Annotated in this window: 11 protein-coding genes; 6 read left to right on the top strand and 5 right to left on the bottom strand. The window is 69.9% G+C overall.

What is annotated here, in order from left to right; all coding sequences use genetic code 11:
* From AB0D34_RS05305 to AB0D34_RS05285, 5 genes are all read right to left on the bottom strand, one after another.
* Nucleotides 1-1,398 (bottom strand): NAD(P)/FAD-dependent oxidoreductase, encoded by a 1,398-nt coding sequence (locus AB0D34_RS05305; protein WP_362656727.1) that lies wholly within the window; start codon nucleotides 1,396-1,398, stop codon nucleotides 1-3.
* On the bottom strand, nucleotides 1,391-1,690 hold the full coding sequence (locus AB0D34_RS05300; RefSeq protein WP_362656724.1) for a (2Fe-2S)-binding protein: 300 nt from the start codon (nucleotides 1,688-1,690) through the stop codon (nucleotides 1,391-1,393). Before AB0D34_RS05300 ends, AB0D34_RS05305 begins: the two co-directional genes overlap by 8 nt.
* A complete protein-coding gene (locus AB0D34_RS05295; RefSeq protein WP_362656721.1) occupies nucleotides 1,687-2,841 on the bottom strand; it encodes an FAD-binding oxidoreductase in 1,155 nt (384 codons plus the stop codon). The genes AB0D34_RS05300 and AB0D34_RS05295 overlap by 4 nt, the downstream gene beginning before the upstream one ends.
* Before the next feature lie 46 nt (nucleotides 2,842-2,887).
* Nucleotides 2,888-3,703, bottom strand: coding sequence for a hypothetical protein (locus AB0D34_RS05290; protein WP_362656718.1), 816 nt, complete (start codon nucleotides 3,701-3,703; stop codon nucleotides 2,888-2,890).
* A 240-nt stretch (nucleotides 3,704-3,943) separates the two neighbouring features.
* Nucleotides 3,944-4,966: a LacI family DNA-binding transcriptional regulator gene (locus tag AB0D34_RS05285; protein WP_362656716.1), complete on the bottom strand. Its 1,023-nt coding sequence runs from the start codon at nucleotides 4,964-4,966 to the stop codon at nucleotides 3,944-3,946.
* A 374-nt stretch (nucleotides 4,967-5,340) separates the two neighbouring features.
* On the opposite strand from AB0D34_RS05285, the gene AB0D34_RS05280 reads away from it, so the two are divergent.
* The 6 genes from AB0D34_RS05280 (at nucleotide 5,341) to rsgA (ending at nucleotide 13,913) form a co-directional block, all read left to right on the top strand.
* Nucleotides 5,341-6,609, top strand: a complete 1,269-nt coding sequence (locus AB0D34_RS05280; protein WP_362656713.1) for an extracellular solute-binding protein — start codon at nucleotides 5,341-5,343, stop codon at nucleotides 6,607-6,609.
* A gap of 431 nt (nucleotides 6,610-7,040) precedes the next feature.
* Nucleotides 7,041-7,913: a sugar ABC transporter permease gene (locus AB0D34_RS05275; protein ID WP_362656710.1), complete on the top strand. Its 873-nt coding sequence runs from the start codon at nucleotides 7,041-7,043 to the stop codon at nucleotides 7,911-7,913.
* 13 nt (nucleotides 7,914-7,926) lie between these two features.
* Nucleotides 7,927-8,841 carry a carbohydrate ABC transporter permease gene (locus AB0D34_RS05270; RefSeq protein ID WP_362656707.1) on the top strand — a complete coding sequence of 305 codons (915 nt, stop codon included), beginning with the start codon at nucleotides 7,927-7,929 and terminating at the stop codon, nucleotides 8,839-8,841.
* A gap of 107 nt (nucleotides 8,842-8,948) precedes the next feature.
* Nucleotides 8,949-9,806 carry a glycoside hydrolase family 43 protein gene (locus AB0D34_RS05265; protein WP_362656704.1) on the top strand — a complete coding sequence of 286 codons (858 nt, stop codon included), beginning with the start codon at nucleotides 8,949-8,951 and terminating at the stop codon, nucleotides 9,804-9,806.
* 264 nt (nucleotides 9,807-10,070) lie between these two features.
* Complete coding sequence (locus tag AB0D34_RS05260) at nucleotides 10,071-12,551, top strand: carbohydrate binding domain-containing protein (protein ID WP_362656701.1); 2,481 nt, start codon at nucleotides 10,071-10,073, stop codon at nucleotides 12,549-12,551.
* A gap of 270 nt (nucleotides 12,552-12,821) precedes the next feature.
* Nucleotides 12,822-13,913: a ribosome small subunit-dependent GTPase A gene (gene rsgA, locus AB0D34_RS05255; RefSeq protein WP_362656698.1), complete on the top strand. Its 1,092-nt coding sequence runs from the start codon at nucleotides 12,822-12,824 to the stop codon at nucleotides 13,911-13,913.
* Nucleotides 13,914-13,927 lie beyond the last annotated feature (14 nt).

The following is a 13,927-nucleotide window of genomic DNA, read 5'->3' as shown; positions in this document are numbered from 1 at the left end:
TCACTGAAGCTCTGACTCCCCGGCCCGGGCCAGCACGCCCAGCGGCACCGGCCGCGCGAACGGTCTGCGCCCCGCCGACTCCGCGCACCCGGCGATCCCCGCGATCCCTGGCCCGCACACCCGGCCCTGGCACCAGCCCATTCCGGCCCGGGTCAGCAGCTTCACGGTGCGCAGATCACCGGCGCCGAGCTCACGCACCGCAGACCGCACCGCACCGGCCGGCACCTCCTCGCAGCGGCACACCACCGTCTCGTCGGTGACCTGCTCGGTCCAGTGCACGGGCGGCGCGTACACGGCGTCGACGGCGGAGAAGAACGCCCGCAGCCTCTCCCGGCCACGGGCGACGCCGGCCCACTCGCCCGGATCCGGCACCCGCCCGGCCAGCCGTGCCGCGATCGATCGCCCGGCGATGTGCCCCTCGGCGAGGGAGAGGGCGGAGCCGCCGATGCCGGTGGTCTCGCCCGCCGCCCACACACCCGGCACATCGGTGCGCTGCTCGCCGTCCACGTACACGTCCGTCCCGTCGACCCGGCAGCCCAGCGCCTCGGCGAGATCGGTGTGCGGCAGCATGCCGTGGCCCACGGCCAGGGTGTCGCAGGCCAGGCGCCGCCGAGTGCCCGGACGCGCCCGTCCGCCCCGGTCGAGCGCCGCCACGGTCACCGCCTCCAGCCGCTCGGTGCCGTGCGCCGCCACGACGGTGTGGTGGAAGAGGGTGCGTACCCGGTGCCGGAGCAACTCACCGGCGTACCGGGCGCCTTCGGCGACCTTGCCGGGTTCGGCCGCCAGCGCCCGGGACCGCCGTACGAACGCCCGGGGGTCGGCCGAGTCCACCAGCGCGGCGACCGTCGCGCCCGCCGCGGCGAGACCGGTGGCGACGGGCAGCAGCAGCGGTCCGGTCCCGGCCACGACGGCGGTACGGCCGGGCAGCACCAGGCCGCCCTTGAGCATGGCCTGCGCCCCGCCCGCCGTGACGACACCGGGCAGCGTCCAGCCGGGGAAGGGCAGTACCTTCTCGTAGCCGCCGGTCGCGAGGAGGACGGCGTCGGCGCGCACCTCCACCGGCTCCTCCTGCTCCGGGCCGAGCAGGGCGTGCACGGTGAGGCCGGCGGGGCCCCGGCGCTCGACGAACCAGACGTGATGGTCCGTCAAGTGGCTTGCTCTTCCCGCCCGTACGTGAGTGGTCAGGCCGTCCCGCAGCTTCTCCCAGGTACGCCACTGATGGTGCAGCGCCTGCGGACGCCCGGCCCCGAGTCCGGCGGCGGGCTGCCGGTAGAACTGCCCACCCGCTTCCTGGGCCGAATCGATCAGCCTGACACGGACACCGCGCGTGGCCGCCGCGAGGGTGGCGGCGAGCCCGGCCGGACCCGCGCCGATCACCGCCAGAGTCGGTTCACTCATCGTGGCCCGTCCCCTCCTGGGTGCGGATCGCGTCGCCCGGGCGCAGGGGCACCAGACAAGCCCGTTGGTTCGGGCGGTCGTTGACGGTCACCAGGCAGTCGAAGCAGACGCCGATGCCGCAGAAGACGCCTCGGGGGCGGCCCTCGCCCCGGGTGCTGCGCCAGGAGGTCACCCCCGCGGTCCACAGCGCGGCGGCGACGGTCTGACCGGGCAGCGCGTCGATCTCCTGCCCGTCGAACGTGACGGTGAAGGCGGGACCGGGCTCGGCGCGCACGAGTTCGAACGGGTTCACGGAGCCTCCTGGGGCGGAAACCGGTCCGGACGGAAGGGTGCGAGATCGAGATCCGGGGCCCGACCGAGGATCACCTGGGCGATCAACTGCCCCGTCCCCGTGGACAGTCCGATGCCCGCCCCCTCGTGACCACACGCGTGGAACAGCCCCGGCACCCGCGGATCGGGCCCGATCGCGGGCAGGTGATCCGGCATGTACGGCCGGAAACCGAGGTAGGTCCGCATCGCCCGCACCCGCTCCAGGAAGGGGAACAGACGCGTCGCACCCGCCGCCAGCGCACGCAGCGCGGGCAGCGACAACGACCGGTCGAAGCCGACCCGTTCACGGCTCGCGCCGATCAGGACGGGACCTGCGGCCGTCCCCTCCACCACCGGCGAGGTCTGCAGCGCCGCCGAGTCACTGGCCACATCCGCCACGTAGTCGGCGGCGTACACCTTGTGGCGGACCAGGCGCGGAAGCGGCTCGGTGACCAGGACGAAGCCGCGCCGGGGGAGTACGGGGAGGTCCACTCCCGCCAGCGCGGCCAGCTCACCGCCCCAGGTCCCGGCGGCGTTGACGACATACGGCGCGTGGATCTCGCCCCGGTCGGTCCGCACCCCGAGCACGGCGCCGCCGGTGTCGCGCAGCACCTCCGTCACGGTCGCCCCGGTGACCAGACGGGCACCCGAGGCCCGTACGAGATGGGCCGCGGCCAGTGTCGGCATCACCTGGGCGTCCTGGGGGTACAGCACCCCGCCCGCGAGTTCCGGCGCCAAGTGGGGTTCCAGGTCCTGGAGTTGATCCGCTTCCACCCGTATCGCCTCGACGCCGGCGGCCCGTTGCCCGGTCGTGAAGTCGTCCAGGGCTTCGAGGCCTTCGGGGGTGGCGGCGACGACCACGCCGCCCTTGGGCTCGTACTCGATCGCGTCACCGACCTCCTCCGCGAGCTCGGCCCACAACCGGCCGGACAGCAGGGCGAGTTCGAGCTCGGGGCCCGGCTCCTTGTCGGAGACGAGCAGATTGCCCTCACCGGCGCCGGTCGTGCCGCCGGCCACGAGGCCGCGGTCGACGACGATCACGTCGAGGCCCGCCCGGGCGGCGTACAGCGCACAGGTCGCGCCCACCATCCCGGCTCCGACGACCACGACATCGCAGGTCAGTCGCTTACTCACGCCAGTACTATGTCACATACCGCCAATCCCTGGAACACCCTCGACGTCAGTCGATCTCCCCGGGGTCCGCCGCCGGCGTCCGGCCCGCGCGGACGTCCTCAAGACGTGCCGTGCCCAGCTTCACGGCCTGCTCGGTGCTGTCGTCGTCGGCGCCGTCGAGACCACCGTTGGTGACGGTGATCGCGTCGGTGCCGACCCGTACGGCCGCGACATCGAGCGTGAGTGTGGTGGGCTCCCCGCCCGAGGCGCCCTGGACCGTGACACGCAGCCCCTGCCGGGCGTCGCCCTCCTTGGGCAGGGAGGTCTCGATCACCTGGACCGTGCGCGTTCCGCCCGAACTGTCGGTCGCCGTGAACTGGTCGCACTCGACCGGCAGTTTCTTCAACCAGGCGAAGGAGGCGGCCAGCGCGGCCTTGTCGTAGGCGGCGACCTGGTACAGCAGCCGCGACTCGCCCTCCTCGAAACCGGTCAGCGCGGACGCCCCGGACGGCTTGCCCAGGAGTCGTTCGCCGTAGAGTCGGTCGAGCAGCTTCTGGCAGTCGGCCGCGTTCGCCTTGGCGGTGAGGAAGTCGGCGACGTCGACCTTCCCGACCAGGAGCCTCTCACGCCAGGTGGCCGCGTCCTTGACCTCGCTCCAGTCGTCCTCCAGGTCCGCCTCGGTCACCAGCGCGACCCGCGCTCTGGCCTCGGTGAGCTCGGCCGGGGACTCCTGGGCCAGCGGCGAGGGGGAGATCTCCGTGGTGTCCGCGGTGCCCGACCCGCTGTCGTCACCGTCCGAACAGGCGGCTGTGGTCAACAGGACCCCGGCGACCAGGGCCGAGGCGAGCGCACGGGCGGGGCGGGAAGGGCGGTGGGGCGTCACGGGGGCTCCTGGAGATGTGGGGGACGACCTCCATGCCACAACCCCTCCCTCCGTACGACCAGCGCACCGGGCTGTTCGAGTGAGTGCGCGCTCGTGCCCCAGGCTCCGGAAACCGGTGGCGTCGCGTTCCGGCGCCCTTGGGTGAGGGGGCCGATCACCGGCAGCCGAGCACCGCTTCCGCCGTCGTTTCCCGCCGCGCCCTTCCTGGTACGGAGCCACGTCGGTGGCGGCACCCCGCGGTCAGGGGTTCAGGCCGTCCGAAGCCGCCGCGGTGGAGTTGCGCAGCACGAGTTCCGTGCTCACCTCCATGTGCTCCATGAGCAGCTGCTGTCCCTCGATCAGGGACAGCAGCGCGCGGGCGGCCTTCTGGCCCATGTCGTGCAGCGGCTGGCGCACCGTGGTCAGGCCGGGGAAGCTCTGGGCGGCCTGTGGGAGGTCGTCGAAGCCGACGACCGAGAAGTCGGTGGGGACGTTCAGTCCCAGGGCTCGGGCGCCATCGATCGCGCCGAGGGCCATGAGGTCGGCGCCGGCGACGATGGCCGTGGGACGGTGCTCGGTGATCAGACGGGTGGCCGTACGGAATCCGCAGGCGTAGGAGAAGTCGCAGGACGCGACCATGCGCTCGTCCACCTTCAGGCCGGCTAGCCGCATCGCGTCCTCGAAGCCCTGGAAGCGGACGGAGGTGCTTTCGAGGTCTTCCTCGCCGCGGAGGTAGGCGATCCGGGTGTGACCGAGGTCGATCAGATGCTGGGTGCCCTGGCGCATGCCGTGGTAGTTGTCGACGGTCAGGCGGGGCAGTGGTACGTCCAGACGCCGGGGGTCGATGATCACGCAGGGCAGGTTCTGGCGGCGGAGCAGTTCCACCGTCTCGTCCTCCAGGACCGGAGCGATCATCAGGACGCCGTCGACCATGCCGCGGCTGAGGAACTGGATCCGGTCCTTCTCCCGCACCGCGTCGTGGTACGAGGCGTTTACCAGCAGTTCCTGCTCGACGCTCGCCAGTTCGTCCGCGACGCCGCGCAGGATCTCCAGGCCGTACTGGCTGGTGAGGTCCAGGGCGATGAGGCCGACGAGCCCGGTGCGGCCGGCCTTGAGGTTGCGGGCGGAGACGTTGGCCCGGTAGCCGAGGCGGGCCGCCACCTCCAGGACGCGCCGACGGGTCTCCTCGGAGGCACCCGGCTTGCCGTTCACCACGTTGGACACGGTCATCGCGGAGACGCCGGCCTCCTCGGCCACCTGCGCGATGGTCACCCGCCCTGCCACGCCCACTCCCGCTGTCTGTCGAGCACTTGGACCGAGGGGAATCCCCGGCTGTGCGGGCACACTCTTGCACGCCGCCGGGAAAACTTCCACGAAACTGTAACGATAAGGCTAGTCGCCTGCTCGCCGAAACCCTCATGACATGCGGACTCCGTTGGTCTCCGGGCGGTTACGTCGACCACGGAAAGTTACGTATAGATGTCACCTAAGTTTTGCGTTACAGTTCCCGGCCATCGGCACGAAACGTTTTGCCGCAACCAGGGCCCACCGGCCCGTTCCGCCGTATCGGAGCTGCACTCACACGGATGCAGACCGACCGGATCAAACCCCTTGAGACATGACGAGTCGGTCTGTACCGACGATGGGTGAGGTGTGCAATGAAGCGCTCTGGGAGACGAATCGCGGTCGCCACCACGGTCGCCGCCATGGCGATGTCGCTGGCCGCGTGCGGGGGTGGGTCGAGTGGTGCCTCCAGTGACGGAACGGTGACCCTGCATGTGGAGGCGTGGAAGGGCGGCGGCGCGGAGCCCGCGAACATCGCGGAGATCAACAAGGCCTTCGAGAAGGCCCACCCCAAGATCAAGATCGACTTCGAGTACATCACCGCGAACGACACCTACGTCCAGAAGCTCCAGCCCGAGCTGCTCGGCGGCAAGGCCGGTGACGTGATCATGGTCGACACGGACAAGATGAAGAAGTGGGGCGCCTCCGGCTACCTCGCCGACCTGTCCGACGAGTCGTGGGCGAGCAAGATAGCCGCCGACGCCAGGCCCTTCGCCCAGTCCGACGGCAAGACGCTCGCCATGCCCATGGAGCTCATCGGCATCGGCCTGTACGCCAACATGGACCTGCTCAAGAAGGTCGGCGTCACCGAAGTCCCCGCCGACTGGCCGACGTTCCTCGCCGACCTCGCCAAGCTCAAGAAGGCCGGCATCAACCCCATCGCGCTGCCCGACAAGTCCGGCTGGACCGGCAGCTCCACCTTCCAGGCCGCCGGATCGACCCTCGTCTACCAGAAGAACAAGCAGTGGGACGCCGACTTCCTGGCGGGCAAGACCTCCTTCGACCCCGACTGGAAGGAGTCGCTGGAGCAGTTGAAGACCCTGGAGGACAAGGGGTACGTCAACTGGAAGAACGAGCTCGGCGTCGACGAGTGGTCGCAGGGCCCGCAGAACTTCAGCGCAGGCAAGAGCGCCTTCTACTACCAGGGCGCCTGGCAGGTCTCCAACATCAAGAAGGCCGGCTTCCCCGTTTCGTTCGCGCCCTGGCCGGGCGGCGCCGAGGGCACCAAGCCCAACGGGATGCTCTTCTCCGGCACGATGTGGGCCGTCAACTCCCAGTCGCAGCAGGGCGACGCGGCGCGTGAGTACGTCAAGTTCTGGTCGCAGAGCGCCACCCTCTCCAAGTACCTGGAGGCCGAGAACGCAGAGTCGCCGTTCACCGGCGGCACCACGCCGGAGAGCAGCGAGACGACGGCCTTCACCACGGCCTTCCACGAGGGCCGTTACCGGATCCTGCCGTCCGACTCCTGGTACGGCGCGACCGCCGAGACCGCGATCGGCTCGAAGATCCAGGCGTACCTGCTGGGCAAGGCGTCCGTCGCGCAGACCCTCAAGGACATCCAGACCGCGGCGTCGGCCAAGTAGCCCTGCCCGCCCCCAGGTCAGCCGTGGCGGGAGCGTGTGGGACGGCTCCTGACCGCCCCCGCCACGGCCACTGAACCGCCCTGGCTCCGGCCAGTCCTGCACCACCGGCTCCGGCCAGTCCTGCACCACCGGCTCCGGCCAGTCCTGCACCACCGGCTCCGGCCAGTCCTGCACCATCCCGGCCTCGGCCACCGCACTGCCCCCCCGCTCGGCCAAGGCCCCTGCACCGCCCCGGCTTCGGCCAGTCCTGCACCACCCCGACCACGGCCACCGCACCCCCCGCTCGGCCTCGGCCACCGCACCGCCCCGGCCCCAGCCACCGCCCCCCGCCCCGGCCTCGGCCCCTGCACCCCCCCGCTCCGCCAAGGCCACCGAACCGCCCCGGCCCCCACCAGGGCCACCAAGAAGCCCCGGTCACGAGGAGGACCCCCGTGTTCCACCGACGGCGCGCCACCATGGCCGCCTTCCTGCTGCCGGCGATCGCCGTCTACGGCACGTTCATGCTGTATCCGCTCGCCCGCGGCGTGTACCTGAGCATGACCGACAGCCTCGGCGGCCCGATCGCCCACTTCGTCGGCACCGACCAGTACCAGGCCATGGCCGACGCCCCGGACGTCACCGCCGCCCTCTGGCACACCATCGTGTACGCGGCCGTCGTCGTGATCGTCCAGAACGGCCTGGGCCTGCTCTTCGCGAGCCTGCTCTTCCGGCGGCCGAAGGTCCGCAAGGCGCTCAGCGTGACACTGCTGACCCCCACCCTGGTCTCACCGGTGATGGCGGCCTTCATCTGGTCGTACCTCTTCGCCCCGGACGGCGGCATCAACGCGCTGCTCGGTCTGTTCGGCCTCGACTCACTGCAGCACGTCTGGCTCGGCGACACCTCCACCGCCCTGTACGCCGTGGCCGCCGTCAACATCTGGATGTTCGCGGGCTATTCGTGCGCGATCTTCCTGGCCGGGTACATGAGTGTGCCCACCGAACTCCTCGACGCCGCCGCGGTCGACGGCGCGGGTGGCTGGCGGCGCTTTTGCAGCGTGGAGTGGCCGATGCTGGCCCCCGCGCTCACCGTGAACGTGACCCTCAGCCTCATCGGCTCGCTCAAGGTCTTCGAGTTCCCCCTGGTGCTCACCAACGGCGGTCCGGCCGGCGCCACCGAGACGCTGACCACACTCGTCTACCGGAACGTGTTCGGCGGCGGGAAGTTCGCCTTCGGAATCGCCGTCTCCGTACTCCTCCTGGTGACCGTGGTCGTCCTGTCCAGCGCCACCTCCTCCCTGCTCCGGCTCCGCGAGCGACGAATCTGACGGGCGGCCCATCATGACTTCCAAGACACTTCCCCCGCCGGCCGCCCAGCGCTCCGCGCCCCATCTGCCGCCGGCCCCCGCCAAGTCCTCGACGCCAGGCACCCGTTGGCGTCGAACGGTCGGCGGTCTCGGAACCGCACTGCTCTGCCTCGGTGTGCTGGTGTTCGTCCTGCCGTTCCTCTTCACCATCGTCACCTCGCTGCGCAGCGCGGCGGACGTGGCCCGGGCCCCGCTCGGTGTCCCGCACACCTTCACCCTGAAGAACTTCTCCGACGCCTTCTCGCAGATCCACTACGGCCGCAGTGCCCTGAACACGCTGCTCATCACGGGCCTTTCCTGCCTGAGCATCACCGTGATCGGCTCGCTGGCCAGCTACCCGCTCGCGCGCATCACCCAGGGCTGGTCGACGTGGGTGTACCGGCTGTTCATCCTGGGCACCTCGGTGCCGGTGTTCGTCGTGGTGGCGCCGCTGTACCTGCTGATGCGCGACCTGAACCTGCTGGACAACTACGCGGGCGTGGTCTTCATCTACACCGCGATGTTCCTGCCGGTCGCCGTGTTCTTCTACACCAGCTTCATCCGCTCGATCCCGATGGACATCGAGGAAGCCGCCGCGCTGGACGGCTGCGGAGCCTTCCGCACCTTCTTCACCATCATCCTGCCGCTGCTGCGGCCGATCACCAGCACCCTGCTGACCTTCATCTCCCTCCAGGTCTGGAACGACCTGATCGTCCCGCTGGTCTTCCTACAGGACCCCGACAAGCGCACGGTCATGGTGAACGCCTACTCGTTCATCGACCCGCACACCGTGCAGCCGACGACCCTGTTCCCGGCCGCCCTGCTCGGCGTGGCGCCGCTGTTCCTGATCTTCATCTTCCTGCAGCGCCACGTGGTCGCGGGCATGTCCGCCGGCGCCGTCAAGTCCTGATCCCCGGGCGCCGGTTCACCCTCCGACGCCGTACCGCGTGCAGCCGTACGGCCATCCCGCCCCGCCCTGCTGTCACCAGCTCCGAAGTCCGGAAGGACCCCCCACCCATGTATGTGGTCTCGTACTTCACCGACGCCGACGAGGCGCTGCATCTCGCCTACAGCCACGACGGCGAGGAATTCACGCCGGTGAACGGCGGCCGCCCGGTCCTGCGGGGCACGGTCTCCACCGGCAGGCTGCGGGATCCGTTCATCGGGATCGGACCCGACGGTCTGTTCCACCTGCTGGCCACCGACGGATGGACGAGCCCGTCCATCGTCCACGCCACCTCGGCCGACCTGCTCACCTGGTCCGAGCAACGGCTGATACCCGTGATGGGCGGGGTGCCGGGCGCCCTCAACGCCTGGGCCCCGGAGTTCTTCCTGGACCGCCGGACCGGGCTGTACCACCTCATCTGGTCGTCCGTGGTCGAGCCGGGCGGCTCCGCCGAGGGCCGCGACTTCGAGCACAACAGCCAGGACCACCGCATCTGGCACTGCACCACCGCCGACTTCCACACCTTCTCCGACTCCGGCATCTTCTTCGACCCCGGCCACACCGTCATCGACGCCACCGTGCGCGAACTCGACGGCGGCGGCTTCCTGATGGCCTTCAAGGACGAGCGCGGTGTCAACGACCGCGCCACCACCCACAAGGACATCCACGTGACCACATTCGAGGTCCCCGGCGGCACGTACACCACGCCCAAGGGGCCGGTGACGCCCTCCCTGGTCGAGGGTCCCTCGATGTTCCGCCGGGGCGATGAATGGATCATGATCTACGACCACTTCCTCGAAGGCAGATACGGGGCTGCCCGCAGCGAGGACGGAGTGGACTGGCAGCCGGTCGCGCTGTCCCTGCCGCCGGGCATGCGCCACGCCTCCGTGCTCCAGACGCGGATCCCGACCTCCCTGGCCGCGCGCTAGGGCCAGTCCGGCGGATCAGACCGGCTGCAAGGCGGAGGAATGAGTCGACGCACATCTGCGGCGCGTGACGACAACGCCGCTTGGGGTCCCCTCCGGGGGAGTGCGTGCAAGGCCCCAGGCCGCCGACATGATCCGCCGGACAGGCCCTGGAGCGCCCACGGAATCCGGGCGGCGTCCGCGCCTCGGCCGACCGCCCGGTGCAGGAAGACCCGCGTCACGCATCCGCGGCGCGGAGGACACGATCACCCAGCAAGGAGCGTCGCAATGGAGCGTCGTAGACCGACGCGCCCGGCCCGCCGGGCAGCACGCGTTCTGGCCCTCATCGCCACAATGGCGGGAGCCCTCCTGGCCCCGGCCCACACCGCGCTCGCGGCGGGCACCGCCTACTACGTCGACTGCTCGGCCGCAGGCAACGGCAGCGGCACCCAGACCAGCCCCTGGAACGCGGTCGGCAGCGTCAACAGCACCACCTTCACGCCCGGCGACAGCATCCTCTTCAAGGCTGGCACCACCTGCACCGGCCAGCTCTCCCCGGGCGGCTCGGGAGCCGCGGGCAGCAACATCTCGATCAGTTCATACGGCTCCGGCGCCAAGCCGGTCATCGACGCGGCCGGTGCCACCGGCGCGGTCATCAAACTGCTCAACCAGCAGTACTGGGACATCGGCGGCCTGGAGCTGATCGACAACGCCTCCTCGCCCGCCTACCGCTCTGGCGTCCTCGCCGAGAACAGCTCCGGCGGGATCCTGCACCACATCCGCGTGCACGACATGTACATCCACGACATCGCGGGTTACGGCGGCGGCTGGTACTCCACCAACGCGGGCGTCGGCATCCAGACCGACCACACCACCCCCGTCTCCACCTGGGACGACGTGGTCATCGAGAACAACACCTTCGACCACGTCGACCGCATCGCCGTCGCCGTCACCCCGGACGGGGACGGCCAGGGCACCGGTCTGACCACCGGCACGGTCATCCGCAACAACACGATGACCTACGACGGCGCGGACGACATCCTCGTCGTCAAGAACGACGGCGCCCTCATCGAGGGCAACAAGGCGGGCTACGGCGGCGCCAAGAGCACCTGCCCGCCGTCCGGCCAGTACTGCAACGGTGCCTCGGCCGGCATCTGGATGTCCGGCAGCTCCAACACCGTCGTCCAGAACAACGAGGTCTACTGTCACGTCAACGGCGCCGACGGCACCGGCTACGACGTGGACTGGGGCAACCACAACACCACGTTCCAGTACAACTACAGCCACCAGAACCTCGGTGGCTTCATGCTGGTCATGCCGCCGTTCAGCATCGCCAACGAGCCCACCTCGACCGTCCCCAGCGACGGCACGGTGATCCGCTACAACATCAGCGAGAACGACGGCACCAACGCCGGCTGCCCCACCTCGGGCACTCCGACACATGGCAAGGGCGTCTTCCACTTCGTGGGCAACATCCCCAACCAGAGCGGCAGTTCGTCGGCGGTCCCGCTGATCTACAACAACAGCATCTATGTCAACCAGAGCGGTCTGAACACTCCGATCCTCTACTCCCGTAAGGGTTCGAGCGTCACCGGCACCCTTTCCTTCCGGAACAACGCCGTCTTCAACTACGGCACCGGCGGCTACTTCAGCACCAGCTCGGGCTCCGTCTACTCCAACAACCTCTTCTACGGCAACCACCCGTCGTCCGAGCCCGCAGACTCCGCGAAGGTCATCGCCGACCCCCAGTTCCGCAACCCCGGCAACGCCAACTCCTCGTCCTCCTACACCGGCAGGAACGCCTACCAGGTCCACCCGTCCTCCGCGGTGATCCGGGCCGGCGCGGTCATCTCCGACAACGGCGGCAAGGACGCCTACGGCAACACCGTCTCCGCCACGGCCGCCCCCAACATCGGCGCCTACAACGGCACCGGCGGCAACCTGCTCTCCAACGCGGGCTTCGAGACAGGCGCATTGAGCCCCTGGACCCAGGCCAGCGGCAACGCCTCGTCCGTGACCGGCACGGGCGCCCACACCGGCGGATACACGCTCACCACGACCGCGAGCGGCAGCGGCGCCAACCAGGCACTGACCGGCCTGAGCCCCAACACCACCTACCTGCTCACGGGTTGGGCGAAGGTTGCCAACGCGGGCGAGACCCTCGCCATCGGTGTGAAGAACTTCGGTGGCACCGAGACGTACACCAACATCGCCACGGCGTCGTACAGCCAGGCGGCGGTCCTCTTCACCACCGGCTCCTCCAGCACCACGGCCACGGTCTACTGCTGGAAGAACGCGGGCGGTTCGGGCACCGGATACTGCGACGACCTCGCGGTGGAAGCCCTGTCGTCCGCGACCAACGCCCTCACCAACCCCGGTTTCGAAACCTCCGCGCTGACCCCGTGGGCCCAGTCCACCGGTACGGCGTCCAGCGTGGTCGCGTCCAACGCCCGCACCGGCTCGTACTCCCTCCAGACCGGCGCCGGCGCCAGTGGGGCGATCCAGACGGTCAGCGGTCTCACCTCCAGTGGCACCTACCTGCTCGCCGGGTGGGCCAAGGTCGCCACCGCCGGTGAGGAGGTCGCGGTCGGCGTGAAGAGCTTCGGCGGTGCGGAAACGTATCAGCGGGCCTCGACCACGTCCTACGCCCAGCAGCCCATCTTCTTCACCACGGGCGCCACCACCACCTCGGCGGGCGTGTACTGCTACAAGAACGCCGGCTCGGCCGCCGGCTACTGCGACGACTACACCCTGATCAAGCTCCCCTGAGCTTCACCGCATGGGCGGGCCGGTGCAACCCGGCCCGCCCATGCGCGACAAGTGGAAAATGACTGGAACCCGAGCGCATGTCGCTCTAGAGTCGGATCACTTCGTGCGGTGGCCACTGCCACTGCCGTCGACCGCGTGAGGAACGGGAGGTGTGACCGATGGCTGTCTCTGTGATGGGCGCTGCCCGCATCCAGTTCATCAAGTCCACTTCCGTGGCCGTCGGCTGACCTCAACTCCTAGTGCCGGGGCCACCCTTGTGAAGGGTCACCCTTGACTTCCAGTTCAGTTTTCTCCGCTCTCGCTCCCTACGGCTGGGACGAGGCATGGGCGGACGCGTTCGCCCCCTACGAGCCCGAGGGGCTCCTGCCCGGACGCGTGGTCCGGGTCGACCGCGGGCAGTGCGACCTCGTCACCGCCCACGGGATGGTGCGGGCCGACACCGCTTTCGTCACCCCGAACGACCCCATGCGGGTCCTGTGCACCGGCGACTGGGCCGTCGTCGAGCCCGCCGGTCACCCCCGCTACGTACGGACGTATCTGCCGCGCCGTACCGCCTTCGTACGCTCCACCTCCTCCAAACGGTCCGAGGGGCAGATCCTCGCGGCCAACGTCGACCACGCGATCGTCGCCGTGTCGCTGGCCGTCGAACTCGACCTCGGCCGCATCGAACGGTTCCTCGCCCTCGCCTGGGAGTCCGGCGCCCAGCCGGTGGTCGTGCTGACCAAGGCCGACCTCGTGCCGGAGGCGGCGACGCTCGCGCATCTCGTGCAGGACGTGGAGACGACGGCGCCGGGTGTGCCCGTGCTGACCGTCAGCGCGCTGGACGGGGAAGGGCTCGACGTCCTCGTCGCGATCGTCTCCGGCGGTACGACCGTGCTGCTCGGGCAGTCCGGTGCGGGGAAGTCGACGCTCGCCAACGCGCTCGTCGGCGAGGACGTGATGGCCGTGCACGCCACCCGTGACATCGACGGAAAGGGACGTCATACGACCACCACCCGCAACCTCCTCGCCCTGCCGGGCGGGGGAGTGCTGATCGACACGCCCGGCCTCCGTGGTGTCGGGCTCTGGGACGCCGAGACCGGTGTCGGACAGGTGTTCTCGGAGATCGAGCAGCTGGCCGAGCGGTGCCGGTTCCACGACTGCGCGCACGAGAGCGAGCCGGGGTGCGCGGTGCTGGCTGCGATCGCCTCCGGAGAGCTGGCGGAGCGGCGGCTGGACAGCTATCGGAAGCTGATCCGGGAGAACCAGCGGATCGTGGCGAAGACGGATGCGCGGCTCCGTTCGGAGATCCGGAAGGAGTGGAAGAAGCGGGGGGCACAAGGGAAAGCGGCGATGGAGGCGAAACAGGGGCGGCTCCGGTAGTCGGTCGGGTGCGG

This window comes from Streptomyces sp. NPDC048420, assembly GCF_040651535.1.
Taxonomy (GTDB): domain Bacteria; phylum Actinomycetota; class Actinomycetes; order Streptomycetales; family Streptomycetaceae; genus Streptomyces.
The sequence above is the reverse complement of the archived record's forward strand: the minus strand, read 5'-3'. Positions and strand labels throughout refer to the sequence as shown.